General features: G+C 63.6%; 25 protein-coding genes and 1 tRNA gene. 18 read left to right on the forward strand and 8 right to left on the reverse strand.

Going from position 1 to position 24,863, the window contains the following annotated elements:
• Positions 1 to 8: 8 nt before the first annotated feature.
• Positions 9 to 566, reverse strand: coding sequence for a type IV pilus modification protein PilV (gene pilV, locus DOD19_RS11330; RefSeq protein WP_037031654.1), 558 nt, complete (start codon positions 564 to 566; stop codon positions 9 to 11).
• On the reverse strand, positions 557 to 1,303 hold the full coding sequence (locus tag DOD19_RS11335) for a Tfp pilus assembly protein FimT/FimU (protein WP_037031655.1): 747 nt from the start codon (positions 1,301 to 1,303) through the stop codon (positions 557 to 559). Before DOD19_RS11335 ends, pilV begins: the two co-directional genes overlap by 10 nt.
• A gap of 430 nt (positions 1,304 to 1,733) precedes the next feature.
• On the opposite strand from DOD19_RS11335, the gene DOD19_RS27890 reads away from it, so the two are divergent.
• From DOD19_RS27890 to DOD19_RS11390, 11 genes are all read left to right on the forward strand, one after another.
• Positions 1,734 to 1,934: a type II secretion system protein gene (locus DOD19_RS27890; RefSeq protein WP_112185535.1), complete on the forward strand. Its 201-nt coding sequence runs from the start codon at positions 1,734 to 1,736 to the stop codon at positions 1,932 to 1,934.
• A gap of 1 nt (position 1,935) precedes the next feature.
• Positions 1,936 to 2,868: a PilW family protein gene (locus DOD19_RS11345; RefSeq protein WP_112185537.1), complete on the forward strand. Its 933-nt coding sequence runs from the start codon at positions 1,936 to 1,938 to the stop codon at positions 2,866 to 2,868.
• A complete protein-coding gene (locus DOD19_RS11350) occupies positions 2,862 to 3,653 on the forward strand; it encodes a pilus assembly protein PilZ (protein WP_112185539.1) in 792 nt (263 codons plus the stop codon). The genes DOD19_RS11345 and DOD19_RS11350 overlap by 7 nt, the downstream gene beginning before the upstream one ends.
• The gene (locus DOD19_RS11355; RefSeq protein WP_112185541.1) at positions 3,650 to 4,054 is read left to right on the forward strand and encodes a prepilin-type N-terminal cleavage/methylation domain-containing protein; all 405 of its coding nucleotides are present in this window, start codon (positions 3,650 to 3,652) and stop codon (positions 4,052 to 4,054) included. Before DOD19_RS11350 ends, DOD19_RS11355 begins: the two co-directional genes overlap by 4 nt.
• Complete coding sequence (locus DOD19_RS11360) at positions 4,042 to 4,623, forward strand: GspH/FimT family pseudopilin (protein WP_112185543.1); 582 nt, start codon at positions 4,042 to 4,044, stop codon at positions 4,621 to 4,623. The genes DOD19_RS11355 and DOD19_RS11360 overlap by 13 nt, the downstream gene beginning before the upstream one ends.
• 23 nt (positions 4,624 to 4,646) lie before the next feature.
• Positions 4,647 to 5,759 (forward strand): bifunctional diaminohydroxyphosphoribosylaminopyrimidine deaminase/5-amino-6-(5-phosphoribosylamino)uracil reductase RibD, encoded by a 1,113-nt coding sequence (gene ribD / locus DOD19_RS11365; protein ID WP_024976374.1) that lies wholly within the window; start codon positions 4,647 to 4,649, stop codon positions 5,757 to 5,759.
• Between the two features lie 6 nt (positions 5,760 to 5,765).
• The gene (locus DOD19_RS11370; RefSeq protein WP_024976375.1) at positions 5,766 to 6,419 is read left to right on the forward strand and encodes a riboflavin synthase; all 654 of its coding nucleotides are present in this window, start codon (positions 5,766 to 5,768) and stop codon (positions 6,417 to 6,419) included.
• A gap of 138 nt (positions 6,420 to 6,557) precedes the next feature.
• Positions 6,558 to 7,697, forward strand: coding sequence for a bifunctional 3,4-dihydroxy-2-butanone-4-phosphate synthase/GTP cyclohydrolase II (gene ribBA / locus DOD19_RS11375; RefSeq protein ID WP_024976376.1), 1,140 nt, complete (start codon positions 6,558 to 6,560; stop codon positions 7,695 to 7,697).
• A gap of 81 nt (positions 7,698 to 7,778) precedes the next feature.
• A complete protein-coding gene (gene ribH / locus DOD19_RS11380; protein WP_024976377.1) occupies positions 7,779 to 8,279 on the forward strand; it encodes a 6,7-dimethyl-8-ribityllumazine synthase in 501 nt (166 codons plus the stop codon).
• 27 nt (positions 8,280 to 8,306) lie between these two features.
• Positions 8,307 to 8,774 carry a transcription antitermination factor NusB gene (nusB, locus tag DOD19_RS11385; RefSeq protein ID WP_012761449.1) on the forward strand — a complete coding sequence of 156 codons (468 nt, stop codon included), beginning with the start codon at positions 8,307 to 8,309 and terminating at the stop codon, positions 8,772 to 8,774.
• A gap of 43 nt (positions 8,775 to 8,817) precedes the next feature.
• Positions 8,818 to 10,002 carry a pyridoxal phosphate-dependent aminotransferase gene (locus DOD19_RS11390; protein WP_112185545.1) on the forward strand — a complete coding sequence of 395 codons (1,185 nt, stop codon included), beginning with the start codon at positions 8,818 to 8,820 and terminating at the stop codon, positions 10,000 to 10,002.
• 80 nt (positions 10,003 to 10,082) lie between these two features.
• Here the strand turns inward: DOD19_RS11390 and DOD19_RS11395 are convergent, their stop codons facing one another.
• Positions 10,083 to 11,270 (reverse strand): lytic transglycosylase domain-containing protein, encoded by a 1,188-nt coding sequence (locus tag DOD19_RS11395; RefSeq protein WP_112185547.1) that lies wholly within the window; start codon positions 11,268 to 11,270, stop codon positions 10,083 to 10,085.
• A 538-nt stretch (positions 11,271 to 11,808) separates the two neighbouring features.
• On the opposite strand from DOD19_RS11395, the gene ubiD reads away from it, so the two are divergent.
• From ubiD to DOD19_RS11415, 4 genes are all read left to right on the forward strand, one after another.
• On the forward strand, positions 11,809 to 13,320 hold the full coding sequence (gene ubiD, locus DOD19_RS11400; protein ID WP_024976380.1) for a 4-hydroxy-3-polyprenylbenzoate decarboxylase: 1,512 nt from the start codon (positions 11,809 to 11,811) through the stop codon (positions 13,318 to 13,320).
• A gap of 129 nt (positions 13,321 to 13,449) precedes the next feature.
• Positions 13,450 to 14,961, forward strand: a complete 1,512-nt coding sequence (locus DOD19_RS11405; RefSeq protein ID WP_024976381.1) for an NAD-dependent succinate-semialdehyde dehydrogenase — start codon at positions 13,450 to 13,452, stop codon at positions 14,959 to 14,961.
• An 80-nt stretch (positions 14,962 to 15,041) separates the two neighbouring features.
• Positions 15,042 to 17,096 carry an acetoacetate--CoA ligase gene (locus DOD19_RS11410; protein ID WP_112185549.1) on the forward strand — a complete coding sequence of 685 codons (2,055 nt, stop codon included), beginning with the start codon at positions 15,042 to 15,044 and terminating at the stop codon, positions 17,094 to 17,096.
• Positions 17,097 to 17,225: 129 nt separating this feature from the next.
• Positions 17,226 to 17,939 carry a hypothetical protein gene (locus DOD19_RS11415; RefSeq protein ID WP_024976383.1) on the forward strand — a complete coding sequence of 238 codons (714 nt, stop codon included), beginning with the start codon at positions 17,226 to 17,228 and terminating at the stop codon, positions 17,937 to 17,939.
• Positions 17,940 to 18,102: 163 nt separating this feature from the next.
• Here the strand turns inward: DOD19_RS11415 and DOD19_RS11420 are convergent, their stop codons facing one another.
• Positions 18,103 to 19,308: an amino acid aminotransferase gene (locus tag DOD19_RS11420; protein ID WP_112185552.1), complete on the reverse strand. Its 1,206-nt coding sequence runs from the start codon at positions 19,306 to 19,308 to the stop codon at positions 18,103 to 18,105.
• A 31-nt stretch (positions 19,309 to 19,339) separates the two neighbouring features.
• The gene (locus tag DOD19_RS11425) at positions 19,340 to 20,266 is read right to left on the reverse strand and encodes a DMT family transporter (RefSeq protein WP_112185553.1); all 927 of its coding nucleotides are present in this window, start codon (positions 20,264 to 20,266) and stop codon (positions 19,340 to 19,342) included.
• Positions 20,267 to 20,386: 120 nt separating this feature from the next.
• Between DOD19_RS11425 and DOD19_RS11430 the strand changes: the two genes are divergently transcribed.
• The 3 genes from DOD19_RS11430 to trmB all read left to right on the forward strand — a co-directional run bounded on the left by DOD19_RS11430 (position 20,387) and on the right by trmB (position 22,073).
• The gene (locus DOD19_RS11430; protein WP_112185555.1) at positions 20,387 to 20,893 is read left to right on the forward strand and encodes an Lrp/AsnC family transcriptional regulator; all 507 of its coding nucleotides are present in this window, start codon (positions 20,387 to 20,389) and stop codon (positions 20,891 to 20,893) included.
• Positions 20,894 to 21,139: 246 nt separating this feature from the next.
• Positions 21,140 to 21,213, forward strand: a tRNA-Gly gene (locus DOD19_RS11435).
• 86 nt (positions 21,214 to 21,299) lie between these two features.
• A complete protein-coding gene (gene trmB / locus DOD19_RS11440; protein ID WP_112185557.1) occupies positions 21,300 to 22,073 on the forward strand; it encodes a tRNA (guanosine(46)-N7)-methyltransferase TrmB in 774 nt (257 codons plus the stop codon).
• Between the two features lie 25 nt (positions 22,074 to 22,098).
• On the opposite strand, the gene DOD19_RS11445 is transcribed toward trmB, so the two are convergent.
• The 3 genes from DOD19_RS11445 to DOD19_RS11455 form a co-directional block, all read right to left on the reverse strand.
• Entirely contained in the window at positions 22,099 to 23,211 is a 1,113-nt protein-coding gene (locus DOD19_RS11445) for an NADH:flavin oxidoreductase/NADH oxidase (RefSeq protein ID WP_112185559.1), read from the reverse strand.
• Positions 23,212 to 23,330: 119 nt separating this feature from the next.
• A complete protein-coding gene (locus DOD19_RS11450; RefSeq protein ID WP_024976395.1) occupies positions 23,331 to 24,212 on the reverse strand; it encodes an undecaprenyl-diphosphate phosphatase in 882 nt (293 codons plus the stop codon).
• Positions 24,213 to 24,263: 51 nt separating this feature from the next.
• Complete coding sequence (locus DOD19_RS11455) at positions 24,264 to 24,857, reverse strand: DUF1439 domain-containing protein (protein WP_112185561.1); 594 nt, start codon at positions 24,855 to 24,857, stop codon at positions 24,264 to 24,266.
• Positions 24,858 to 24,863: the final 6 nt, after the last annotated feature.

A 24,863-nucleotide genomic window follows, 5' to 3' on the forward strand; every position in this document is an offset into this window, starting at 1 on the left:
ATTGGCACTCATGGCTGGACGTAGACCGTAAAGCTCTGGGTGGATGCCGTGGTCACCCCAGACGCAGCCGTCGTGCTGTTGACTGCAACGTATTTCTCATTCCAGTTCACTGTGATGTTGCAGCTCACCGGCACACCCGTTGCGGTCGTACAGTTAACCGTGGCGGAATAGCCGGGGAAGTTCGCGTTCATCGTGCTGGCCCATTGCTGTACATCGTAAGCAGCCAACTGAGCCGGCGTGCAAGACTTTCCGGAAAGACAGGCGCCAGTGGTCAGCGTCTGATTCAAGACATTCGAACTATCCGTAATAGTCGTGCCGGTCACACTAAACGTCGCTGGAGCGGTGCCACCTGCAGCCCAGAATGTGCTATTCCCGTGCATGGCCGCAGCCAAGCTTTCGGTCTGCAGGGCCACCAGCGAACGCACACGCGATATCTGCGTATTGCCCACCGCTGCCGCCTGAATTTTCGCCAAACCCAACAGGCCCACGCCGACCACTACCATGGTGATCAACGCCTCGATGAGCGAGAATCCGGCGGCTGTGCGGCACTTCATACTCAGCTGCATGAGCCGGTCCCCTTGGTCTGTACCACTTGCCGACCGACCATGTTGATTGCCACGCAACGCGTCGCGCTGTCATTGACAGGCGCCGCGGTGTGCAACGTCATCGTGACGGTGCCATTGGCCAAATTGGACGCGAAGCCATCGCGGTTATATGTCACCGCCGAAGCCGCCGGACTGGGTCTGAACGTATCGCCATTAGGAAGGGCGGCACGCACGCGTAGCGGCACATCGCTGGCGGAGTCGGTCGTACCCGAGCCATTGACGTCATTGAAGACAATCCAGCCAGTCTCCCAATTGCTCGTACTTGTCGTATTGCACGCCGTACCGTTAGACGAGGGACAAAGACTGACCGGCTGTCCACGCTTGATCGCCTCGCTGCGGGCAAATTGCAGATCATTCACCAAAGAATTGGCTTCTGCCTGCAACCGCGTGCGCTGTGTCAATCCGACATACGACGGCGTCGCAATGACCGCGAGAACAGCCACGATCGCCAGCGTCACCATCAACTCAACCAGCGAGATGCCGCGGATGCGGCTCGAACGAATGCAACCGGCACGCCCTCGCCCGCCGCTTTCCCCATTCGGGTACGACATATCTGTATCGATTTGACTGTGACACAACGCGTTCTCGGCGCGAACGCCGACAGCGTCGCCACGCCGCTCCGCCCGGTATTCACACCAACGGTTGCGTGACGATTGAAGTTGATGCGCGGTGAGGGAATTGCGGACCGCTGCCGCCATGTCAGCGCAAGAAACGACTGACTAGAAACCCGCACCGCCCAATGGACGAAATCCCGTTAAGCATGACTCGAACCCCCGACTATTGTTTTATGCGGCAACCGCGACGCAATCGATTTCGCACGCTGCCGATTTGAAGCTAATTTGAGTTCTTCTACGATGGCTCACGTCCGACCCCCGTGAACGCGATCATCTGCATGACAAAAAAAGCCCAGGCAGATGCATCTCTGGAATAGTGGGGAATTAGTCAAAAAGTGTCAACAACCCCCTCCTTCAACCAAAGACTTGGGAAGGCTCACGTTGGTGAAAAACCAACGGTCCGCCACATCACGGGATACCGCGCAGGCGATTCCTCAGGAGGGTATTGACCAGATATGACAGTTATACGGCCAAATCCACACTAACTTGAGCAACTCCAAGTGTCAGTTGACTCATGCCCGCCCACAATCACGTCATCCGCCAACACGGCGCCATCCTCCTCGAATCCCTCGTCGCTCTGGCCGTATTGTCCCTGTGCGCTGCGGGCACCCTGTCTGCACTTGAGCAGATGGAGGCTACGAGCCAAAGCCTGCGTCAACTATTGACCGACGTCCGAACGCAAAACGACCGAGTCGAATCCGCAAGCGGGCGCTGACATGCGGCAGCTCTCGCATGCTCGGCGTGGTGCGACGCTGGTGGAGTTGCTGATTGGCATGCTGGTAGGGTTGATCGTGCTGGGTATCGCTCTGCAACTCACACTCCTTGCGCGAGCAAGCTACCAGCGCGTTGCCGATGATGCCCTGATCGAAAGTCGCGGCACGCAAGCGCTGGAACTACTGACAACGGCACTGCAGCATGCAGGCTGGGTAACCGATACACCGGCGGTATCGCAGGAGCGCCGATGGCCAGACGCCAAGGCAGCACTCTCGATCCAAGGTGCGGACAGTTGCGCCCCTCGAGAAGCGGAGGCTCTGGAGTGCAATAGCAGCGACATCCAAGGAAGCGACGCGCTGCTGGTGCGCTTTGCCGGTCGCAGCATGCAGACCAAGCCAGACCGAACTGATCAGAGCATTGTCGACTGCTCCGGCTACGGCGTAGCTGAGCGTGTCCAAAACGGCAGCGAGGAGCAGCGTGCGGGATACATGCTGCTCTACCTCAGCCGAGCTCCGGATCAAGAACCGCAGCTGATGTGCCGCTCGCGAAGGCATCAAGACGGTCAGACTGTGGCAGGCGGTTGGACATCTAATGGCATGGTCCGCGGCGTCGAAACAATGCAGCTTCTATATGTGGTTCGGACCGCTGGCGGCACGGCCGCCACGACACTGTCTGCGCGCTCGCTCACCGCCGAGCAATGGCGCCAGGTTCAAGCCGTGCACATCGTGCTGGTCGTCCGCGGCGACTACAACTCGCCCAGTTCAGCCAACAAGAGCACGTCAACACTTGCGCTATTTCCCAACCTCCAGCGAGTGGAAGGCGCCAACGCGCAGGACTTGCAGTTCACGCCCACCCAACCCCACCGCCATCGTGCCGTCTTCACTGCAACGGTGCGCTTACGCAATCCGCTCGCCTGCGATGTGGACGTATGTTGAGCGACAAGGCCAAGGCGCGTGGCTTTTCGATGATGATCGTGATGCCTGCAGTGGCGTTGCTCAGCCTGCTGACCATGGCGACCTTCCATCTGGTGTTGGATCAGCGGCATCGCACGTCTCTCATCGCCGATCGCGCCTTGGCCAAATACGCTGCCGAAATGGCGCTGAATGCGGCGGAGTGCGAACTGTCCGTCGCCACCGAAACGCCAACGAATCTCGAATGTATAGCGGCCGTGCCGCTCGAACGTATCGCCGCTCTCGATCCGGTTTCGGGACGCGGCTTCTTGGCCGGCACGTGCGGCAGCGGTGTCTCGCTCGGACTATGTCAGCCGCAGCCCGGCCAATCGCTCTGGACGTTGGCGCGACTGATGGATACGGCCACCCTCGCCGTAGAGATCGACACGCGCCTCCCGGGTAGCAAGCGCATTGCCAGACGCACTGCGCGGTACGTCATCGAGCGGATTCCAGATCGATGGCCCAGCCAAGCAACCCATACCGATGAAACGACAGCCCCTCGTTTGTATCGCCTCACGGCAGCAGGATTTGGCACCGACCCCGCCGTCAGCATCGTGCTGCAAACCGTCTTCCGCCCAAAAATACCGAGCCGTACGTCCACGGCCCAGGCAACCATCGAAGGTGCATCGCCCATCATTCGTCCCAATGGAACGGTGACACAACGGGTCTACACCACAGGCACCCAACAAGGCGCAATCGACACCCAAGTGCAGACATTCATGCTCGGCCGCTTGAGCTGGCGTGAGCTGATCGAGGAAGGCCTGCGATGAGGTGTCGCCATGCCGCATTCACCCTTGTCGAACTCACGATTGCATTGGCTATCGCCGCGTTGTTGACCAGCACTGCCATACAAACCTGGTCAAGACACCATGAGCGCGCGCAGCGGGCTGCGGTGCAAGCGGCGCTGGTCTCGACCATGGTGGAATGGGAGCGCCAGTACGCGCGCACAGGCGACAGCTCCGCATCGGCAAGCGTTCCGAACCACATCTCCGGTTATCACTTGATCACTAATCCTTGCGAAGACCGCGCTCTCGTACATTGCGTTGAAGTCGTGGCCCAGCCGGTGCACCCGGGCACGGGGTGCGGCTCGCTCATCCTGCGCAGCACCGGCGAACGGTTCACGCAGATCGGCAATGCGCGTCAACCTGCATCGCGTGCATGCTGGCCATGAAAGCGGCCCGTCTGCGGGCAGGCTTCACGCTCGCTGAGCTTGTAGTCGTCCTGAGCGTCATGGCGATCCTGGCGGTGTTCGCCGGGCCCACCGGCCTGAACTGGTGGCAACGCGAGACCGTCGTTGTTATGGCCGACCGCTTTGTCAGCGCCATCTCGCTGGCGCAGACTATGTCGCGCAATCAGCGTATGTGGATCCACCTCGGCCCGCTCAGCGCTCAGCAGGGTTGGTCGTCGGGATGGGCGTTGTATATGACGCCCTCGCCGCAGACCCAGGCGACGCCTCTGGAGCCGGGCACCGAAGATATCTTGATGCGCGTATCGCCTCCGGTGGTGCCGCCGGTCGAATTTGCGTTCACGGCGTCACAGCGCGACGTCGACACCCTCTCGTATGCACCTGTGGGATACTCGCGACAGCGCAACGGCAGCCAGCTATACGGCACGCTAACCATCCGATGCGGAGCACATGTACGGCGAGTCCGCATCAGCTCAGCAGGCCGCGCCCGCATCTGCGATCCGGCCCAGGACACCAAAACGTGCGGCACTGGCGCCTCGACTAACGACGATTAATTCATACTCCCCGTTTTTTGCCCATGTTCTCCGACTTCGACCACGCCATGATGCAGCGCGCCCTGGCGCTGGCCGAGAAAGGCTTGTTCACCACCACGCCTAACCCGCGCGTCGGATGCGTGATCGTGCGTGACGACACCGTCATCGGCGAGGGCCATACGCAACCCGCCGGCCAGGACCACGCTGAAATCCAGGCCATCAAGGATGCCCAGTCGCGCGGCCAGGACGTGCGTGGCGCCACCGCGTATGTGACGCTGGAGCCCTGCAGCCACTTTGGCCGCACCCCGCCCTGCGCGGACCGGCTGGTCGAGGCCGGTATTGCCCGCGTGGTCGCGGCCATGGAAGATCCGAACCCAGCCGTCTCCGGACGCGGCTTGCAGAAGCTGCGCGATGCCGGCGTCGACGTGCGTTGCGGACTGCTCGAGCGCGAAGCGCGTGAGCTGAACATCGGTTTCGTTTCACGCATGACGCGCGGCACGCCGTGGGTACGCGTGAAGGTCGGCGCATCGTTGGACGGCCGCACCGCGCTGGACAACGGCATCAGCCAGTGGATTACCGAAACCGAAGCGCGCAACGACGGCCACCGCTGGCGCGCACGCGCCTGTGCCATCCTCACCGGCATCGGCACGGTGCGCGAAGACAATCCGCGACTGACCGTGCGCGCCGTCAATACGCCGCGCCAGCCGCGCCGCGTATTGATCGACTCGGCGCTGGACGTGCCGCTCGACGCCCACATCCTCACCACAGATGGGCACCACGAGCCGACGTTGATTTTTGCCGCCCAGCCCGAAGCCGGCCGCATGCGCGCGTTGAGCGAGCGCGGCGCGGAGGTCATCCTCCTGCCCAACGCTGATGGAAAGGTCGACCTGGCCGCAGTCCTGCGCGAACTGGGCCGCCGCGAGATCAACGAGCTGCACGTCGAGGCCGGCTTCAAGCTCAACGGCTCGCTGCTGCGCGAAGGGCTGGTTGACGAGATCCTCGTCTACCTGGCGCCCAAGGTGCTCGGCTCGGGCCAGGGCATGTTCAATATGGGGCCGCTGCAAACGCTGGAAGGCGCGGCCGAATTCTTCTTTCACGACATCTCGCGCATCGGGGGCGACCTCCGCATCCTGGCGCGCCGCAACCCCACGGATTGATTGCTCATGTTCACCGGAATCGTCGCCGCAGTTGGCCGCATTGAAACCGTCTCGCCGCTTGGCGACAACGCCGATGCAGGCGTGCGCCTGTCCATCGACTCGGGCGGCCTGCCGCTGGCGGACGTGGCGTTGGGCGATTCGATCGCTATCCAGGGTGCGTGCATGACGGTTGTCGCCAAAACTGACAGCCGCTTCGACGTGGATGTGTCGCGCGAATCGCTGTCCAAGACGGTCGGGCTGGAACGTCCGGGCGAGGTGAATCTGGAGAAGGCCCTGCGCCTGGCCGACCACATCGGCGGGCACCTCGTATCCGGCCACGTGGACGGCCTGGGCACGGTCACGCATTTCGCGCCCGTCAACGAATCGCACGAACTGCGTGTGCGGGCGCCGGCGGAGCTGGGCAAATATCTCGCCTACAAGGGCTCCGTGGTGGTCAACGGCGTGTCGCTCACGGTCAATACCGTCCGGGACGACGCCGACGGCTGCGAGTTCTCGATCAATCTGATCCCGCACACCGTGGCGGTCACCACGCTCAAGCACTTAAAGGCCGGCAGCCAGGTCAACCTGGAGATCGACCTGATCGCCCGCTACGTGGAACGCATGCTGACCCACGCCGCCATCGGCCTGCCCGTGGGCACCCAGCCTCTGGCAGCCGCCTGAACCGCTGACCCCACTGGCTTGGGGCCACCTTGGCGTACCCTTGGCGTACAATAGCCGGCTTCCCATTTACGCAGTCGCATGGCCCCCGAAATTACGAATTTGCGGGAGTTGGTCAGCGGCGCGCACCCCTGCTACGCCATGTCGATCGCCACAGTCGAAGAAATCATTGCCGAAATCCGCGCCGGCCGGATGGTCATCCTGGTCGACGAGGAAGACCGTGAGAACGAAGGCGACCTGATCCTGGCGAGCGATTTCGTCACGCCGGAAGCCATCAACTTCATGGTCACGCACGCGCGCGGCCTAGTGTGCCTGACGCTCACCGAAGAGCATTGCGACCAGCTCGACCTGCCAATGATGGCCAGCCGCAACGGTACGCAGTTCGGCACCAATTTCACCGTATCGATCGAAGCGGCTGAAGGCGTAACCACCGGTATTTCCGCCGCCGACCGCGCACGCACCATTCAGGTGGCCGCCGCCAAGAACGCGAAACCGTCTGACTTGGTGAATCCGGGCCACATCTTCCCGCTGCGAGCCCAGAAGGGCGGCGTGCTGATGCGCGCCGGCCACACCGAAGCCGGTTGCGACCTGACCGCGATGGCTGGCCTGACACCCGCCGCCGTAATCTGCGAGATCCTGAAGGACGACGGCACCATGGCGCGCTTGCCGGACCTCGTGGAATTCGCCAAGAAACACGGCCTGAAGATCGGCACGATTGCCGACATGATCCAATACCGCAGCCGCACTGAGAGCATCGTCGAGCGCGTCGGCGAGCGCACGATGGAGACGCAGTTCGGCACATTCCACGCCGTCGCCTTCCGCGATCGGGCGGCCGGCCGCGCCCATCTGGCGCTGGTCAAGGGCACGCCGACACCGGACACCGAAACGCTGGTGCGCGTGCATGAGCCCCTCTCGGTGCTCGACCTGCTCGAGTGCCAGCGCACGACGCACTCGTGGAGCGTGCCCGCTGCCCTGCGCGCCGTCCAGGCTGCCCCGACCGGCGTGGTCGTGCTGCTCAATTGCGGCGATTCGGCGGACCGGCTGTTCACCCAGTTCTCCGCGCTGGACGCGCCGCACGAGCGCCCGCGCACCAAACCCGATCCGCGCATTTACGGTATCGGCGCGCAGATCCTGAAGGAGGTGGGCGTCGGCAAGATGCGTGTGCTGGCCTCGCCACTCAAGCTGCCGAGCATGGTCGGCTACGATCTGGAGGTGACGGCGTACCAATCGATGGCGGATGCGCCCGACGTCACTTCCACTTCGTCCGCCGCCACGCATTGATTTTTCCGCCGGCAGCCTAGACTGCCGCGCCGACTTTCTTTTTTGACGTTGCCTAACCGGCAACCCCAACCGGAATACACCATGGACCACGGCTTCTACCCGACCAATCTCAACGGCGAAGGCCTGCGCATCGGCATCGTCCAGGCGCGTTTCAACGAGCCCGTGTGCGAAGCGCTGCGCGAGGCCTGCGTCGCTGAACTCGAACAACTCGGCGTGGCGGGCGAAGACGTGCTGCTCGTGACCGTGCCCGGCGCGCTGGAAGCCCCGCTGGCGCTGCAAAAGATGGCCGAATCGGGCCAGTTCGACGCCCTGATCGCGCTGGGCGCAGTCATCCGCGGCGAGACGTACCATTTCGAGCTGGTGTCCAATGAATCGGGCGCCGGCATCACGCGCGTGGGCCTTGACTTCAACATCGCCATCGCCAACGGCATCCTGACCACCGACACCGATGCACAGGCCCACGCCCGCACCCGCGAGAAAGGTCGCGACTGCGCCCGTACCGCCGTCGAAATGGCCAACCTGACCAACGACCTCGATGGTCTGCAGGATCACGGCCAGGACGACGACGGCGAGAATGAATAAGCGCTTCCTCGCGCAAAGGCTTTTCCCATGACGCAAGACAATTCCCAAGCCAAGACCAAGGCGCCCGCCAAGAGCGCGCGCCGCCGTGCGCGCGAACTGGCGCTGCAAGGTCTGTATCAATGGCTGCTCAATCGCAACGACCCCGGCGTGGTCGAGGCGCATCTGCAGGATGCGCAAGGCTTCAACAAGGCCGACCGCGCGCACTTCGACGCGCTGCTGCACGGCGCCATCCGCGAAGAAACCACGCTGACCGAGGCGTTCACGCCGTACCTGGATCGCCCGGTTGCCGAGTTGTCACCGGTCGAACGTGCCGCCCTGCTGGTCGGCGCGTACGAGCTAGTGCACTGCGTGGACATCCCGTACAAGGTCGTGATCAACGAGGCGGTTGAACTGACCAAGACCTTCGGTGGCGTGGAAGGCTACAAGTACGTCAACGGCGTGCTGGACAAGCTGGCCGCCCAGGTGCGCGCTGTCGAGGTCGCTGCCCGCCGGTAATTCGGCGTCTGCTCTTCGCTTTACCCTTTCGCTTCGCTTCAAGATGGACGCCCACCGCCTGCAGACAGCCGCCCGGCTGGCCAATATCCGCGCCTTTCACGTGATGGAGCTGGCCAAGCAGGCCCGCGAGCTGGAGCTGGCCGGACGCAGCATCATTCACATGGGCATCGGCGAGCCGGACTTCACCGCCGCCGAGCCCGTCGTGCAAGCCGCCGCCGACGCCATGCGACGTGGCGTCACGCAGTACACCGGCGCATTGGGCATCCGCCCACTGCGCCAAGCCATCGCCCGCTACTACCAGACCACTTACGGCCTCGACATTGCGCCCGAGCGCATCATTGTCACGGCGGGCGCGTCGGCAGCGCTGCTGCTGGCGTGTGCGGTGTTGGTGGAGGTTGGCGGCGAAGTCCTGATGCCCGATCCGAGCTATCCGTGCAACCGTCACTTCGTGGCGGCCTTCAATGGCGAGGCAAAGCTGGTGCCATCGGGGCCGGAAGAACGCTTCCAATTGACGGCCGCGCAGGTCGAAGCTCACTGGGGGGAACGTACGCAGGGCGTGTTGCTGGCCTCCCCATCCAACCCGACCGGCACGTCGATCCTGCCGGACGAGCTGCAGCGGATCGTGCAGACGGTACGCGCGCGAGGCGGATTTTCGATCGTCGACGAGATTTACCAAGGCCTCTCGTACGATCAGGCGCCCGTTTCAGCACTGTCGTTCGGCGACGATGTCGTCACGATCAACAGCTTTTCCAAGTATTTCAATATGACCGGCTGGCGCCTTGGCTGGCTGGTAGCGCCCGCCGAACTGGTGCCAGAGTTCGAGAAAGTCGCGCAAAACCTGTTCATCTGCGCGTCGGCGGTGGCGCAGTATGCCGCGCTCGCGTGCTTTGAACCGGAAGCGCTGGCGATCTACGAGGCACGCAAGGCCGAATTCCGTCGCCGCCGCGATTTCATCGTGCCGGCGCTGGAGTCGCTTGGCTTCAAGGTACCGGTCAAGCCGGATGGGGCGTTCTATGTCTACGCCGATTGCCGTGGCGTAAACCACCCGCACGCCTCCAATGCCGATGCCCTCACCCAGTCGATGCTGCATGACGCCGGCGTGGTGCTGGTGCCGGGGCTTGATTTTGGTCCGCACACGGCCCAGCACTACATCCGACTGTCGTACGCAACATCGATGGCACATCTGGAAGAAGCCGTCGCGAGGTTGGGCAAGCTGTTCGGACGATAAAACGATCTCCGCGCCTCGTCCAAGCAAAAAGGCCGTCCCGAAGGACGGCCTTTCTTATATAGCGCAGCCAAGCAAGTCAATCAGGCCTGGCCTTGGGACTTGTCATCCAGACGCGCCTCTTCCTGCTGACCTGTAGCCGGTTGCTTGTCGGCCGCCTTGGCGGCTTGCGTCTTCGCCTCGGCTTGCGTCACAGGCGTTGCCGCTGCGACCGGCTTCGCCGATTCGCGCTCCGACGCCGCCGTCATCGGCGAACGGTGGCCGGTAGCCACCATGCGCAGGCGCGAACGCTCTTGCAGCACCTTGCCGCCGTAGCCGCCGTCGCCTTGTGTGACCGCACCGACATACAGCTTCAGGCCGCCTTCGATCGAACCTGCACGCGCGATGCAATCCTTCAGCACGAGCGCACCGACCTTGATGTTGGCGTACGGGTTGAGCGCGGCACCAACGCCACCCATCACCTCGTACTTGTCCTGGTGGACCTTGGTCATGACCTGCATCAGGCCCTGCGCACCCATACCGCTTTCGGCGAACGGGTTAAAGCTGGACTCGATCGCCATCACGCCGAGGATGAGCAACGGATCCAGGCCGACTTCCTTGCCGGTCTGATAGGCCGCCTTCACCAACTGGCCCGTGGCAGTGGCCGCCACGCGGTACTTGCGGGCAATGTACTCCGCCACGGCAGCCTGCTCTCGCGGGGTACCGGCGGTTGCCGACTCACGCGCGTCGCGGACGACTTGCGTGTTCGGAATCTGCGCGGCCAACTCGGCCACGGACGGCACCTTGGATAGCGTGTCCCAACCGGCAGCCGCCACCGTGCCGCCTTGGGCCGTAGCAGGGGCCACAGCCTGGGCGGCGCCCGTACCGGCAGACGGCGCAGTCGGCGCAAAAGCTACCGGCTGCACGCCAGCCGCAATCGCGGGTGACGGATTGGCCGAGGCGACACTGGTGTCGACACCCGGCGTGAAATGCAGCACGCGTTGAGCGACCGTGGCACGCCACTCGCTGTTGAGCGAGAGCGCGACTGCAGCGGCCACAGCCAGCAAGCCGATGCTATTGAGCACGACATGCCCGCTGCGGAACACCAGCAGCACGCCAGGATGCAACTCATTGCGGGACGCGGCAGCGCCCCCTGCGTTCAACTCCATGCGCAGCTTACGAGGCAGCGCAACTTGACCTGCACGCGCGAGGCGGCGGCCAACCGGGGCTACGAGCCGGCGTTGCAGCGCCGATCCGATCCCGGAAGAATGAAGGGTTTTCCAACCGTTCATACTTACCTCCGTCCGCTGCGCTGATCCGGTAGACGCCTTTCTTTTGCATGGCGCCGTGCGTTTCGTGTCGCAACGGTTTTTAGTAAGGATGCCGCGCTGTTGCAGTCAGCCGGCATCTGTTGGGGGCACTCCCCTAGTGCCCAGAGAAATGCGGGCCGTGTCCTTGGGGAGGTCACGTCCCGCAGCGATGCTGATGTGCTCTGGTGTCGCCCCTCATACGTCGGAGAGTTGGGCGAAGGCATTAGCCGAAAACATGTTGCGTTGCAACAATTACCAGATCGGATTGGATTGTAGGAAGCGCGTTATTCCAAGTCAATCATAAAGAAGTAAGTTTTCATATCTAAAAGTTATGATACAACCGGTGTTGTTGGGACTAGCTGACCTGCGATGCGTTCTGTCATCAGGGGGCCGTGGGGTTTTGGCCGTACAATCGCGGCCACCCTGCCTACACCAAAAAAATGTCTCCCGGACGACCGTTCGGAGGGCCGGCCCCTCCACGTTGTAGGCGACCCACCTTACCTTTGGTTACAAAATCTCCATGCAATACAGGGACTTACGTGACTTTCTCGCCCAGCTCGAACGCACGGGCGAACTGCGCCGCGTGCGCCAACCGGTATCGCCGCGCCTGGAAATGACCGAAGTCTGTGACCGCCTGCTGCGCGCCGAAGGCCCAGCGGTGGTCTTCGAGCAGCCGGTGGATGGCACGCAGAAGTACGACATGCCGGTGCTCGCGAACCTGTTCGGCACCACGCGCCGTGTGGCGCTGGGCATGGGTGCGGAGTCACTCGATGAACTGCGTGACGTGGGGCGCCTGCTCTCGGCATTGAAAGAACCCGAACCGCCGCGCGGTCTGCGTGAAGCCGGCAAGCTGTGGACGATGGCCAAGGCCGTGTGGGACATGGCGCCCCGCAAGGTGTCTTCGCCAGCGTGCCAGGAGATCGTGTGGGAAGGGAATGACGTCGACCTCGCGCGCATTCCCGTACAGACATGCTGGCCGGGCGATGCGGCACCGCTCGTCACATGGGGACTGGTCATCACGCGCGGGCCGCACAAGAAGCGGCAGAACCTTGGCATCTATCGACAGCAGGTCATCAGTCGCAACCAGGTCATCATGCGTTGGCTGGCGCACCGGGGCGGCGCGCTGGACTTCCGCGAACACGCCATCGCCAATCCGGGCCAGCCGTTTCCGATTGCGGTGGCGCTGGGTGCGGACCCGGCCACCATTCTCGGCGCGGTGACGCCGGTGCCGGACACGTTATCTGAATACCAGTTCGCAGGTCTGCTGCGTGGCAGTCGGACCGAGCTTGCGACATGCCTGACACCCTCGCTCGCGCAGGCACAACTGCAAGTCCCGGCTGGCGCCGAGATCATCCTCGAAGGTCATATCCAGCCCGACCCGACACACCCGAGCGGCTATCAGCACGCACTCGAAGGCCCCTTCGGCGATCACACCGGCTATTACAACGAGCAGGACTGGTTTCCGGTGTTCACGGTCGAGCGCATTACGATGCGCCGCGACCCGATTTATCACTCTACGTATACAGGCAAGCCGCCCGACGAGCCGGCCGTGCTTGGCGTGGCGCTCAATGAAGTGTTCGTGCCGTTGCTGCAGAAGCAGTTTCCGGAGATTGCCGATTTCTATCTGCCGCCCGAGGGCTGCAGCTACCGCATGGCGCTGGTCAGCATGAAGAAGCAATACGCGGGCCACGCCAAACGCGTGATGTTCGGCGTGTGGAGCTTCCTGCGGCAGTTCATGTATACGAAGTTCATCGTGGTGGTGGACGACGATGTGAACCTGCGCGACTGGAAGGAAGTGATCTGGGCGATCACTACGCGTGTCGACCCGGCGCGCGATACGGTCATGGTCGAGAACACGCCCATCGACTATCTCGACTTCGCATCCCCCGTGTCTGGGCTGGGTTCCAAGATGGGCATTGATGCCACCAACAAGTGGCCGGGCGAAACCACCCGCGAATGGGGCCAGCCCATCGTCATGGATGCCGCCGTCAAGGCTAAGGTCGACACCATGTGGGACACGCTCTTCCAATAACCACAAGGCCTGGCGGCTCAGTCTGCGAGCGAACGATCGTTCGGTTATTCTTAGCAAGTTAAGCGACTGCTGCATCTAAAAGGCGGGCCCTTTTTGTCTACTGGGTCCGCCTTCCTTATGGAGAACGCCATGGCCGAAGCACTCGACTCATCCCGCACCGCCGCCAACGCGCTGGAGCGCATCAAAGACCGCACCCTCGTCAAAACGCAGTCCTATGTGGACGGCGCCTGGGTTGGCGCCGCCGACGGCGCGACCTTCCCCGTCCACGACCCTGCGACCAACGCACACCTGACCGACGTCGCCAACCTCGGGCATGCAGAAACGCTGCGCGCGATCGACGCGGCCAACGCGGCGTGGCCTGCGTGGCGCGAGCTGACTGGCAAGGAGCGCGCAGCGCTGATGCGCCGCTGGTTCGACCTGCTGATCGCCAATGCCGACGACCTCGCCGCCCTCATGACGGCAGAGCAAGGCAAGCCGCTGGCCGAAGCCAAGGGCGAGATCGTCTACGGGGCATCGTTCATCGAATGGTTTGCCGAAGAGGCCAAGCGCGTCTCGGGCGACGTGATGGCCAGCACCTGGCGCGACAAGCGCATGGTCGTGCTCAAGCAGCCGGTGGGCGTGTGCGCGTCCATCACGCCGTGGAACTTCCCGCTGGCGATGATCACCCGCAAGGTTGCGCCGGCCATGGCGGCAGGTTGCACCATCGTCATCAAGCCGGCTGAACAGACGCCGCTGTCTGCGCTGGCGATGGCCGAACTGGCGCACCGCGCGGGCATTCCCAAGGGCGTGGTCAACGTGGTGACGGGCGACGCGGACCGGTCAATCGCCATCGGTAAAGCCCTGTGCGAATCGCCGATCGTGCGGCATCTGTCGTTCACGGGCTCGACGCCGGTGGGCCGCATCCTGATGCAGCAGTGCTCGCCGACGGTGAAGAAGGTCGCGCTGGAGCTGGGCGGCCATGCGCCGTTCATCGTGTTCGACGACGCCGACATCGATGCTGCCGTGGAAGGCGCAGTGCAGTCGAAATACCGCAACGCGGGCCAGACCTGTGTGTGTACGAACCGCTTCTATGTGCATGCCTCGGTGTACGACGCGTTTGTCGAAAAGCTCTCGGTCAAGGTGCGCGGCATCAAGGTCGGCAACGGCTTCGAGACGGGTGTGGTGCAAGGCCCGCTGATCGATGATCAGGCCGTGGAGAAAGTGCAGCGCCACATCAACGACGCGACGCAGAAAGGCGCACGCCTGACTGCCGGTGGCAAGCTGATGCAGGGCTTCGGCTCGCAGCGTTTCGTGGAGCCCACCGTGCTGGCTGACGCCACGCCTGACATGCTGATCGCGCGCGAAGAAACCTTCGGCCCGGTCTCCGCCATCTTCAAGTTCCAGGACGAGGCGGAAGTCGTGCGCCTGGCCAACGACACCGAATTCGGCTTGGCGTCGTACTTTTTCAGCCGCGACATCGGCCGCATCTGGCGCGTGGCCGAACAGCTCGAGTACGGCATGGTCGGCATCAACACGGGGCTCATCTCGAATGAGGTGGCGCCGTTTGGCGGCATCAAACAATCGGGCCTGGGCCGTGAAGGTTCGGTCTACGGCATCGACGAATATCTCGAACTCAAGTATCTGTGCATGGGCGGCATCTGAACCGCCATCCCCTATCGGCCGACCTGCCACATTGATAGAGCGGGCGGCCTTTCCCCTTGCCTGGCCGGCGGAGGAGACACATGAGCACCATCCAGGAAGGCGCCCTGCTATGGACGCCGTCTGCTGATTTCATCGCGCGTTCGCGCCTGACCCACTATCTCGATTGGCTTGCGCGCGAACGCGGCCTGCGCTTCTCAGCCACCACGCCAGAGGACTACGCCCAACTCTGGGAGTGGTCTACCACCGAGCTGGAAGCATTCTGGACGTCCGTCTGGGATTACCTCGACCTGCGCGCCTCGACACTGTTCACGCGGATGCTCGGCGACCGCACCATGCCTGGCGCGCAGTGGCTGCTCGGCGCCAAGCTCAATTACGTCGATCAGGTCATGCGCCATGTGGAAGAAGGCGGCAGCCCCGACCGCACCGCCATCCGCTACGCCAGCGAGACCAAGCCGCTGGCCGATCTGTCATGGCGAGAACTGCGCCAACGCGTCGCTTCTCTGGCCGATGCACTGCGCAAGATGGGCGTGGAGCCCGGCGACCGCGTTGCCGCGTATCTCTCGAACACGCCAGACGCCATCGTCGCGTTCCTCGCTGCGGCCAGCGTGGGGGCCGTCTGGTCAGTCTGCGCGCCTGACATGGGCCAGGTGGCCGTCACGGACCGCTTCCGGCAGATCGAACCGAAGGTGCTGATCGCGGTGGACGGCTATCACTATGGCGGACGCGCTTTCGACCGCACCGACGTAATCGCGGAGATGGTCGCCACGCTGCCCACCGTCGAACACCTCGTGCTCGTGCCGCAACTGCTCGGCGATATCAACCGCGCGCGCTTCCCGGACGCCCACGACTGGCGCGACTTGACGGCCAGCGACGTGCCGCTCGTCATCACACCGGTCGCTGCCGACCACCCGCTGTGGATTCTGTATTCGTCCGGCACCACCGGCATGCCCAAGCCCATCGTGCATGGCCACGGCGGCCTGCTGCTGGTGCAGACGATGATGGGCGCGCTGCATCTCGACCTTGGTCCCGACGACGTTTATCACTGGTACAGCAGCACCGGCTGGGTCATGTGGAATTCGCAGGCGAGCGGCCTGCTCGGCGGCGTCACGCTCGCCATTTACGACGGCAATCCCGGCACGCCCGATCTCAATACGCTGTGGCGCTTCGCGCAGGATGCGGGCGTAACGTTCTTCGGCGCCGGGGCGGCGTTCTTCGCCAATTGCCTGAAGGCCGGTATCGAGCCCGGTCGCGATTTCGACTTGTCGAAACTGCGTGCGGTCGGATCGACCGGTTCGCCGCTCTCGGCCGAGGCGTATGACTGGATCTACCACCACGTGAAGGCCGACGTCTGGCTCAATCCGATTTCCGGCGGCACCGACTTCGCCGGATGCTTCGTGGGCGGCGTCGCCACGCTGCCCGTCTATGCGGGTGAGATGCAATGCCGCAACCTCGGCTCGCGTGTGGAAGCCCTGGACGAGGCCGGCCAACCGCTCATCGACGCGGTCGGCGAACTGGTCTGCACCGCGCCCATCCCGTCAATGCCGCTTTTCTTCTGGGGCGACACCGATGGCAGCCGCTACCGCGACAGCTACTTCGATATGTACCCCGGCCAGTGGCGCCACGGCGACTGGATCAAGATCACCCCGCGTGGCGGCGCCGTCATCTACGGCCGGTCCGACGCCACCATCAACCGCCACGGCATCCGCATGGGCACTGCGGAGCTGTACCGCGTCGTGGAAGACCTGCCCGAAGTGCTCGACAGCCTTGTCGTCGACCTGGAATTTCTCGGCCGGGAATCGTTTATGCCGCTGTTCGTCGTGCTGCGCGAGGGCGCGACGCTCGACGACACGCTGCGCAGCACGATCAACGCGCGCATCAAGGCAGGACTATCGGCCCGGCATGTGCCCAACGTGGTTGTGCAGGCGCCCGGCGTGCCGCGCACGCTCTCGGGCAAGAAAATGGAAGTACCGATCAAGAAGCTGCTGCTGGGCGCGCCGCCCGAGCGCGTTGCCAACCCTGATGCAATGGCCAATCCGGACGTTCTGACGTGGTATGCGAGCTACGCCCAGTCGTTGGCTCAGCACAGCGGCACCTCCGGCGAACCCGCGCCGGCACTGGAATCGTGGCGGAGCTAGACCAATCGTTGGTTCCCCGTTTTGTCATCTCCGCCAATTGAACGATGGCACGGCCCGGATGTGATGACTAACGTACAGCTTGCACCGGCACATCAAGATGCCGGGCGAGCTGCTTAACGGGGAATCACTATGCTTGCAACGACGAACGTCCTGGTCAAAACCGAGGACGGCCGTGAAGCCTTGGCCGAGCGCCGCCACGACATGCAGATGCGCCAGCGCCATCTGCTGATCCTCATCGACGGTGCCCGCACGGTCGGGCAACTGCATCAACTGCTGAGCGACTGGCCCGATCTGGACGAACTGCTCGCGGGGCTACAACAGGCCGGCATGGTCGACGTGCTGCCCGGTATCTCGCGTGAGAACGCATCGGCCGCTGAACCGTTCGACCCCATCGCCCACTTCAACCGTCCGCTGCTTGACGATCAAGCCGACGGCGCACCTGCCGCCTTGTCGCTCATCTACGACGAACTGCCACCGTTGACCGGCATGACGCTGGGCCTGCAAGCGGTGGCGGCACCCATCGACGAGCCTGCGGCCAATGACGCGAGCACACCGCCTGCGGCGCCAGTCCAGACTTTTTCTGTGCCACCGTCGGCCGTTCCGCCGGAGTTGGCCGACGTGTTGCCCAATGTCGTCAAGGTCGAGTTGATGCGTTTGGCTGTGCAGCACTTCGGTTCGGCTGCGGGTGCCGCCATGCCGCTGCTGCGCGCCTGCAAGGAAGATCCGCAATCGCTGTGCGACGTGGTTGCCGCGTGCGCCAAGGCTGCCTCCCCAATGGCGGGCGAACACGCCGCTGCGAAGTTCGTGGATGCGGCAATGCAGGCGATGGCGCTGCGGCGCTAGGCAACGGCACCGATAACACGGCGTGCGGCATTCCCACGCGTCCGTGCCTGACAGCCGGAAGAAGCGGGGCGTGACGGCCTTTGCAGCTCGCTCGCCGGCTTCCGTTGGCGCAGCAAATCGGCGAGCGGGTTGCCTGGGTTCAAGGCAAAGTCATCCAGATCGATCAGACCAGCATACAGGTCATATCCGACGCCACCGCAACGAGCGCGCCCGCAACCCGGTCGGTCTGCTCCGGTGCGAGTCCCGCAATATTGATCCGGCCGCCCTGGGTGCCATAGATGGCGTGATCTGCGCGCAAACGCTCCATGGCATCGGCATCTAACGGCAGCATGGAAAACATACCCTTGTGCCGCGCCAGATTCTGTAGCGAAACGGGGGCGCCCAGACTGGCCAGTGCGTCATCCAGACGGTGCCGGTTGCCCACGATACGCTGACGCATGTGCTCCAACTCCTTACGCCAGAACGCCGTCAATGCGACATCGGCAAGGATGGCAGCCACGATGGCGGCGCCGTGGTCAGGCGGCATCGAGTAGTTGCTGCGTGTGATGCGCTCCAGCACGCCGCCCACCGGCTGCAGGGCAGCGCTGTTCTTGCCGATCACCATCGCCGCGCCGGTGCGTTCGCAGTACAGGCCCATGCTCTTCGAGCAGCTTGCCGCCACCAGTACCGTATCAAGCGCATCGACGAGCAACCGCAGGCCCGCGGTGTCCTGCTCCAGACCATCGGCGAGACCCAGATAGGCCATGTCGACCAGCGGGATCAGGCCCTGCTTCGCGCAGCGCTCCGCCACGGTTTGCCAGACCCCGACGCCCATATCGATGCCGGTCGGGTTGTGGCAGCAACCATGCAGCAGCACGATATCGCCAGCACGCGCAGCCCACAGGTCCGCGAACATGGCATCCGCGTCGAGCAGCCCGCCTTCGGCCCGCCAGCGGTAGCGGTCTACTGCAAGCCCGGCCGCTCGCATGATGGGCACGTGGTTGACGTAGCCAGGGTCAGACACCCAGACACGAGCACCAGGCGAAGCCACGGCGATGAAGTCAGCGAGCAATCTGAGCGCGCCGGTCCCACCCACGGTCTGCATCGTGTGCTGGCGTGCCAGGCGACCCACGTCGTTGCCGAGCAGCAGCGTCGACAACCCGGCATTGAAGTCGGTGTTGCCGGCCAGCCCACGGTAAGCCTTGGAGGCACCGGCGGCGGCCAGGCGCTCCTCGGCGGCCTTCACTGCGGCCATGACCGGCGTCTGCCCGGTGTCATCGCGGTAGACACCCACCACAAGATCAACCTTGTCGGGCCGAGGGTCCGCGCGGAAAGCCGCGGTCAGTCCCCACAGCGGGTCCGGGGCAACGGTGGCGAGAGTTGCGAGCATGGTGTGTTCTCCGGAAAGGCGATGCGATGGTCTACGCACGGTTTGCGAGGATCACGCCAGCGGTGATCACAGCAATGCCGCATGCAACGGTCAGGGTCAGCGATTCACCGAGCAAAGGCACAGCCCCCAGACAGGCCAGCGCGGGCGCCAGCGAGCCAATGGCGGAACAGCGCGGCGTATCCAGATGACGAATCGCCAGTGCATAGGACAGACTTGAAATCACGCCAACCCCCAAGCCCTGTGCCAGCAAGAAAGGCATGGCGTTGGCCACGGTGAAGTGCCCGATATGGCTGTCGACCACGCCCAGGCCCGCCAGCAGCGCCGTGAGCAAGAAAGACGGCACACTCAACAGCAATGCGCAACCGATGGCATCAAGCCCCGCCCGGCGCAGCCCCAACGTGTAGCTGCCCCAGAGCAGACTCGCCAGCAACAGCAATGCGGCACCGGCGACAAACGCGCCGTGCGACGCGCGCGATTGCGATACCAGCAAGAGCAGCACGCCTGCGAGGATGATCGCGATCGCCCGCCCGCGTGCCGCAGCGATACGCTGGCGGTCCACCACATACGCAATCAGCGCCACCGACAACGGCGTCGTGCCCGCGATCAACGCAGCCACGTGGGCGGCCGATGTCACCTTGCCGCCGGCCGAAGCCATGAAGAAGAACGGCACGCCGCCGCCTACCAGGACCATCAGTGCGCTGAGCGGCTTGACCCGCCGCAGCATCGGCCAGCGGGAGGGCAGGAACGGCAACAGCAACAGGGTCGGCAAGCCGAATCGGATGAGCGCCACGTCGGCAGGCGCCAGCGGCGAAGCGCCAATGGCCCGGATCGACAGCGCGAACCCGGCCCAGATCAGCACCGTCAGCACCATCGCCGCATACCCGATCAGCGGGCTGGCCTGGAAGGCATTTCGCCCGGCCTGCGCGCCCACGCCCACCGTCAATGTCGAACCACGCATGCCGCCCCACCCTCGATTTCGGAATGGAGACAGAATGCCCCAGCACAAAAGGTAGTATCTTGCTATTTCCGCTAATACTTCGCTCCGCTTTGGCAGAACCTGCCACGCCGGAAAGATCATATGGATAAGAAAGACAGGCAGATCATTGCCGCCCTCCAGAAAGAAGGCCGCTTGACCAACCAGGAGCTGTCGGAGCGGGTCAACCTGTCGCCCTCGCCCTGCCTGCGCCGGCTGCGGTTGCTGGAAGACGCGGGCATCATCCGCGGCTACACGGCCATCGTCGATGAAGAGGCGTACGGGCTGCCGGTCACGGCATTCGTGCATATTCGTCTGCAGCAGCACTCGCGGGAGGTGGTCTCGACGTTCGAGAACCGTATCCGCGCCATCGACGCGATCCTCGATTGCTATGTACTGACCGGCGAAGCGGATTACCTGCTGCGCGTGCTGGTGGAAAGCCTGCAGGACTACGAGCAGTTCGTGCGCGTGCAATTGCATGCCATTCCGGGCATCGCCGCCATCGACACAAGCTTTGCGTACGGTGTGGTGAAGCGGTCGACGGTGTTTCCGGCTTGGGATGAGAATAAAAGGAGTATGGTGCGGCGGCGCGAGAAGCCATCGGGTGGGTAATGCCACCGCCAAGAATCGGACAGTATGCCGGCGAAAGCTGGTACCGAGCTGCGACCCAGCTTTTCATCTGACGGGTTCCGGGGCTATGACGTGCTGGCCGTTGATTTCATCGGCGCAGCGCACGTCGTTGTTGCCTCCGACTTCAGGTGACCACCTCGGGAAAGGCGTGTACGCCACTTCAGATTCGCCGTCCGCGTTGCTGTCACTTGCCCAACCCCAGCAACCCCGCATAAAATGACGGACTGCGCGGGCGTCGTATAATGGTAATACCCTAGCTTCCCAAGCTAGAGCCGTGGGTTCGATTCCCATCGCCCGCTCCACCGAATAGTCTGAAGCCGCCCTCGGCGGCTTTTTTGTTGCCTGCTCGCCCCTCATTCCACCGACGGGCAAACGGCACGGGATCTCCATGCAGCCCATCGAACAACCGGGCACCGGCCCCGACGACATCACGCCGGAATCGCACGACACCAATACCGCGGAAGGCGACGAAACGGGCGCGGAAACCGGGCACCCACGCCGCATCCGCTCGTTCGTGCGCCGGGCCGGCCGCACGTCGACCGGCCAGCAGCGCGCCATCGATGAACTCGGGCCCCGCTTCCAACTGCCCTACACTGCCGAGCCGCTCGACTGGGAAGCCGCCTTCGGCCGCACCGGCGCCAAGCGCATCTTCGAGATCGGCTTCGGCATGGGCGAGACCACCGCGCACATCGCGCAATTGCGCCCGGACGACGATTTTCTCGGTGTGGAAGTGCATGAGCCGGGCGTTGGCGCACTGCTTAAGCTGATCGGCGAACGCGAAATCGGCAACATCCGCATCGTTTCGCACGATGCGGTGGAAGTGCTAGCGCAGATGATTCCGGAAGGCACGCTCGATGGCATTCATGTGTTCTTCCCCGACCCGTGGCACAAGAAGCGTCACAACAAGCGACGCCTGATCCAAAGCCCGTTCGTGGCGCGTCTAGCGGCCCACCTGAAGCCCGGCGGGTACTTGCATTGCGCGACCGACTGGGAGGAATACGCTCACCAGATGCTGGAGGTGCTGTCCGCCGAACCGACGCTGGAAAACACCGCCGACGGCTTCGCGCCGCGCCCCGACTACCGCCCTGTCACCAAGTTCGAAAAACGCGGCCTGCGCCTCGGGCACGGCGTGTGGGACGTGGTCTTCCGCAAGCGCGGCTAGCCGTATCCGCGCACGCTAGCCCGCGTTAGCGTGCGCCGAAATGCGTATCGCCGAAGAGGTTCTTGGCGTGGCGCGGGAAAGCGCGCCAGTACTGCGGCGGCGCCTTGACCGTCGCGCCCAGTTCGGCAGCCGCAGCCCAGGCCCAGTGCGGGTTGTAGAGAAAGGCCCGGCCGACGGCGACCAAATCCGCACGCCCTTGCGCAACGATGGCCTCCGCCTCGTGTGCTTCGTTGATGAGCCCAACGGCGATGGTGGGGATGTCCGCTTCGTGGCGGATCTTCTCGGCGAACGGCACCTGATAGCCCGTAGAGAGCGGAATCTGCTGCAGCGGCGACACACCGCCTGACGACGCATCGATCCAATCGCAGCCGCGCGCACGCAGTGCCTGCGCAAATACCACCGAATCTTCCGGCGTCCAACCGCCCTCCACCCAATCGGTGGCAGACACGCGCACGCCAACCGGGATGTTGTCCGGCACCACGGAGCGCACGGCGTCAAAAATCTCCAGCGGATAACGCATGCGGTTCTCACGCGAACCGCCGTAGGCATCCGTGCGCTGATTGGCGATCGGCGACAGGAATTCGTGCAACAGATAGCCATGCGCGGCGTGCAGCTCGATGGCCGATAACCCCAAACGCACAGCCCGGCGCGCGGTATCGACAAACTGGTCGCGCACGCGGGCGAGGTCCGCATCGGACATCTCGCGCGGGGCGCGCTCTTCAGGGCGCTGCGGCAACGCGGACGGACCCATCGTTTCCCAGCCGCCGACATCGAGCGCCAACAATGCACCGCCTTCCCAGGGCCGAGCGCTTGAAGCCTTGCGGCCTGCGTGCGCGATCTGCATGCCGATCGGCACCAGCGCGTTCTGGCGAATGGCAGCAAGCGTGCGCTCAAGCGCGGCTTCGGTCGCGTCGTCCCACAAACCCAGGCAACCGTTCGTAATGCGCCCTTCCGGCGACACGGCGGTCGCCTCGATCATCAGCAACCCGGCCCCCGAGAGCGACAGGCCGCCCAAATGTGTGTGGTGCCACGCCGTAGCTTGGCCGTTGACGGCCGAGTACTGGCACATCGGCGAGATGACGATGCGGTTCTCAAGCGTGAGACCGCGCAAGGAAAAAGGCTGGAAGAGAGCACTCATGATCGGGAGATTCGGCAGTCAGCGGCTGGCTAAAGAAACCGCCAGTGTGTCCGAATCCGCCCGATCGTGCAGACGGTGCGAAAGCCTCGCACCGAGGAAGGGAAATGCTCGCCGGTGGCTTAGGCTTGCCAGGCGATGAGGTGCGTATAAGCCGTCACCAGAACGATGACCCCGAAGATGATCCGGTACCAAGCAAAGCCGCGGAAATCATGCGTGGCAATGAACTTCAGCAGCCAGCGCACGCAGAAGAACGCCGAGATGAATGCGGCCACAAAACCGACCGCGAAGATGGACAGATCGTCAGCCGACAGCAGCGCGCGCGACTTGTACAGCTCGTACACCGTCGCGCCAAAAATCACGGGAATCGCCAGGAAGAACGAGAACTCCGTGGCCACCTTGCGCGACAGCCCGAACAGCAAGCCGCCGATGATGGTCGCGCCCGAACGCGACGTGCCCGGAATCAGCGCGAAACACTGCGCGAAGCCCACCTTGATGGCATCGGAGATGCGCAGGTCATCCAGCGTTTCAATGCGTGGCGCGCCAGCCTTGGCGGCTTCGAGCAGTGCATTGGCGCGCGGATCGTGCGTCTCGCCGCGATGACGTTCGCGCCATTCGGCCCACAGAATCACGAAGCCCCCGAGGATGAACGCCGACGCCACCACGATCGGGTTGAACAGATGCGCCTTGATCGCCTTGCCGAAGATCAGCGCAAGCGTGATCGCAGGAATCGTCGCCACGATCACGTTGATTGCAAAACGCTGCTGGCGCGGGTCATTCGGCAGACCCTTGATCACGTCGATGATCTTGTGACGGAACTCCCAGCACACCGCTAGGATGGCGCCGAACTGGATCACGATCTCGAAGATCTTGCCCTTCTCGTCATTGAAATCGAGCAGTTGGCCAGCGAGGATCAAATGGCCCGTGCTGGAAATGGGAAGGAACTCGGTCAGACCTTCGACGATGCCGAGAATCAGCGCTTTGATGGCGAGTGCGATATCCATGCAGTAAGCAAAGAGGGAAAAGAAAATGAAGCGCTGGGCGCGCAGCAGGACTCAGGGCCGCTTGGCCTGAACGTGCACGCCTTCGGGCAAAACCGTGATTGTACCGGGCTCTACGGCAATGCCAGCCACTTTCAGCTGTTCGGGCTTGAACGTGTAGACGGCGTAGTCGCTGAGCAGTTGGCCGGCAATCAACGAACCGATCGAACTGATCTGCGGGCCGATGCCGCCGGGCACGTTCTGCAAATCGAAGCGATCGACAGTGGGCTGATCCAGGCGAATCGAATGCGTGGGCGAGTCGTAATGCAAGCCGCTGGATACGGCCAGAGGCCCCGTCAGCGGCTGACGGAACAGACCGCTCTGCACCACAGCGTCCGCCTGGATGGCAATGCGATTGCGCGCGGGGTCAAGCGACACCTGCGGGTTGGACAATGTCACGTCAAAGAAGCCGAGAAAGCGCCGCTGGAACGGAAACTTGCCCGCAAGCGCGTCCTGCATCTGGCCGCGGGAAAAGGTGTAGCCGTCGCCAGTCCAGCCGGTCGGCATGCAAGCCACGAGCGTGACGGCAACGGTCACAGCAACAGCGGCCGCACCCGCCCACCAGCGGACGCGGTTGGAGCGAGCGGCAGATTTCGTGGAATCGGTCATGGTAAA

Origin of the sequence: Ralstonia sp. GX3-BWBA, assembly GCF_003290055.1 — a bacterium.
Taxonomy (GTDB): domain Bacteria; phylum Pseudomonadota; class Gammaproteobacteria; order Burkholderiales; family Burkholderiaceae; genus Ralstonia; species Ralstonia holmesii.

What these genes read in the sequence shown, in the direction of transcription:
- pilV (WP_037031654.1), bottom strand. Translation starts at nt 566, where the DNA reads ATGCAGCTGAGTATGAAGTGCCGCACAGCCGCCGGATTCTCGCTCATC.
- DOD19_RS11335 (WP_037031655.1), bottom strand. Translation starts at nt 1,303, where the DNA reads ATGGCGGCAGCGGTCCGCAATTCCCTCACCGCGCATCAACTTCAATCG.
- DOD19_RS27890 (WP_112185535.1), top strand. Translation starts at nt 1,734, where the DNA reads ATGCCCGCCCACAATCACGTCATCCGCCAACACGGCGCCATCCTCCTC.
- DOD19_RS11345 (WP_112185537.1), top strand. Translation starts at nt 1,936, where the DNA reads ATGCGGCAGCTCTCGCATGCTCGGCGTGGTGCGACGCTGGTGGAGTTG.
- DOD19_RS11350 (WP_112185539.1), top strand. Translation starts at nt 2,862, where the DNA reads ATGTTGAGCGACAAGGCCAAGGCGCGTGGCTTTTCGATGATGATCGTG.
- DOD19_RS11355 (WP_112185541.1), top strand. Translation starts at nt 3,650, where the DNA reads ATGAGGTGTCGCCATGCCGCATTCACCCTTGTCGAACTCACGATTGCA.
- DOD19_RS11360 (WP_112185543.1), top strand. Translation starts at nt 4,042, where the DNA reads ATGCTGGCCATGAAAGCGGCCCGTCTGCGGGCAGGCTTCACGCTCGCT.
- ribD (WP_024976374.1), top strand. Translation starts at nt 4,647, where the DNA reads ATGTTCTCCGACTTCGACCACGCCATGATGCAGCGCGCCCTGGCGCTG.
- DOD19_RS11370 (WP_024976375.1), top strand. Translation starts at nt 5,766, where the DNA reads ATGTTCACCGGAATCGTCGCCGCAGTTGGCCGCATTGAAACCGTCTCG.
- ribBA (WP_024976376.1), top strand. Translation starts at nt 6,558, where the DNA reads ATGTCGATCGCCACAGTCGAAGAAATCATTGCCGAAATCCGCGCCGGC.
- ribH (WP_024976377.1), top strand. Translation starts at nt 7,779, where the DNA reads ATGGACCACGGCTTCTACCCGACCAATCTCAACGGCGAAGGCCTGCGC.
- nusB (WP_012761449.1), top strand. Translation starts at nt 8,307, where the DNA reads ATGACGCAAGACAATTCCCAAGCCAAGACCAAGGCGCCCGCCAAGAGC.
- DOD19_RS11390 (WP_112185545.1), top strand. Translation starts at nt 8,818, where the DNA reads ATGGACGCCCACCGCCTGCAGACAGCCGCCCGGCTGGCCAATATCCGC.
- DOD19_RS11395 (WP_112185547.1), bottom strand. Translation starts at nt 11,270, where the DNA reads ATGAACGGTTGGAAAACCCTTCATTCTTCCGGGATCGGATCGGCGCTG.
- ubiD (WP_024976380.1), top strand. Translation starts at nt 11,809, where the DNA reads ATGCAATACAGGGACTTACGTGACTTTCTCGCCCAGCTCGAACGCACG.
- DOD19_RS11405 (WP_024976381.1), top strand. Translation starts at nt 13,450, where the DNA reads ATGGCCGAAGCACTCGACTCATCCCGCACCGCCGCCAACGCGCTGGAG.
- DOD19_RS11410 (WP_112185549.1), top strand. Translation starts at nt 15,042, where the DNA reads ATGAGCACCATCCAGGAAGGCGCCCTGCTATGGACGCCGTCTGCTGAT.
- DOD19_RS11415 (WP_024976383.1), top strand. Translation starts at nt 17,226, where the DNA reads ATGCTTGCAACGACGAACGTCCTGGTCAAAACCGAGGACGGCCGTGAA.
- DOD19_RS11420 (WP_112185552.1), bottom strand. Translation starts at nt 19,308, where the DNA reads ATGCTCGCAACTCTCGCCACCGTTGCCCCGGACCCGCTGTGGGGACTG.
- DOD19_RS11425 (WP_112185553.1), bottom strand. Translation starts at nt 20,266, where the DNA reads ATGCGTGGTTCGACATTGACGGTGGGCGTGGGCGCGCAGGCCGGGCGA.
- DOD19_RS11430 (WP_112185555.1), top strand. Translation starts at nt 20,387, where the DNA reads ATGGATAAGAAAGACAGGCAGATCATTGCCGCCCTCCAGAAAGAAGGC.
- trmB (WP_112185557.1), top strand. Translation starts at nt 21,300, where the DNA reads ATGCAGCCCATCGAACAACCGGGCACCGGCCCCGACGACATCACGCCG.
- DOD19_RS11445 (WP_112185559.1), bottom strand. Translation starts at nt 23,211, where the DNA reads ATGAGTGCTCTCTTCCAGCCTTTTTCCTTGCGCGGTCTCACGCTTGAG.
- DOD19_RS11450 (WP_024976395.1), bottom strand. Translation starts at nt 24,212, where the DNA reads ATGGATATCGCACTCGCCATCAAAGCGCTGATTCTCGGCATCGTCGAA.
- DOD19_RS11455 (WP_112185561.1), bottom strand. Translation starts at nt 24,857, where the DNA reads ATGACCGATTCCACGAAATCTGCCGCTCGCTCCAACCGCGTCCGCTGG.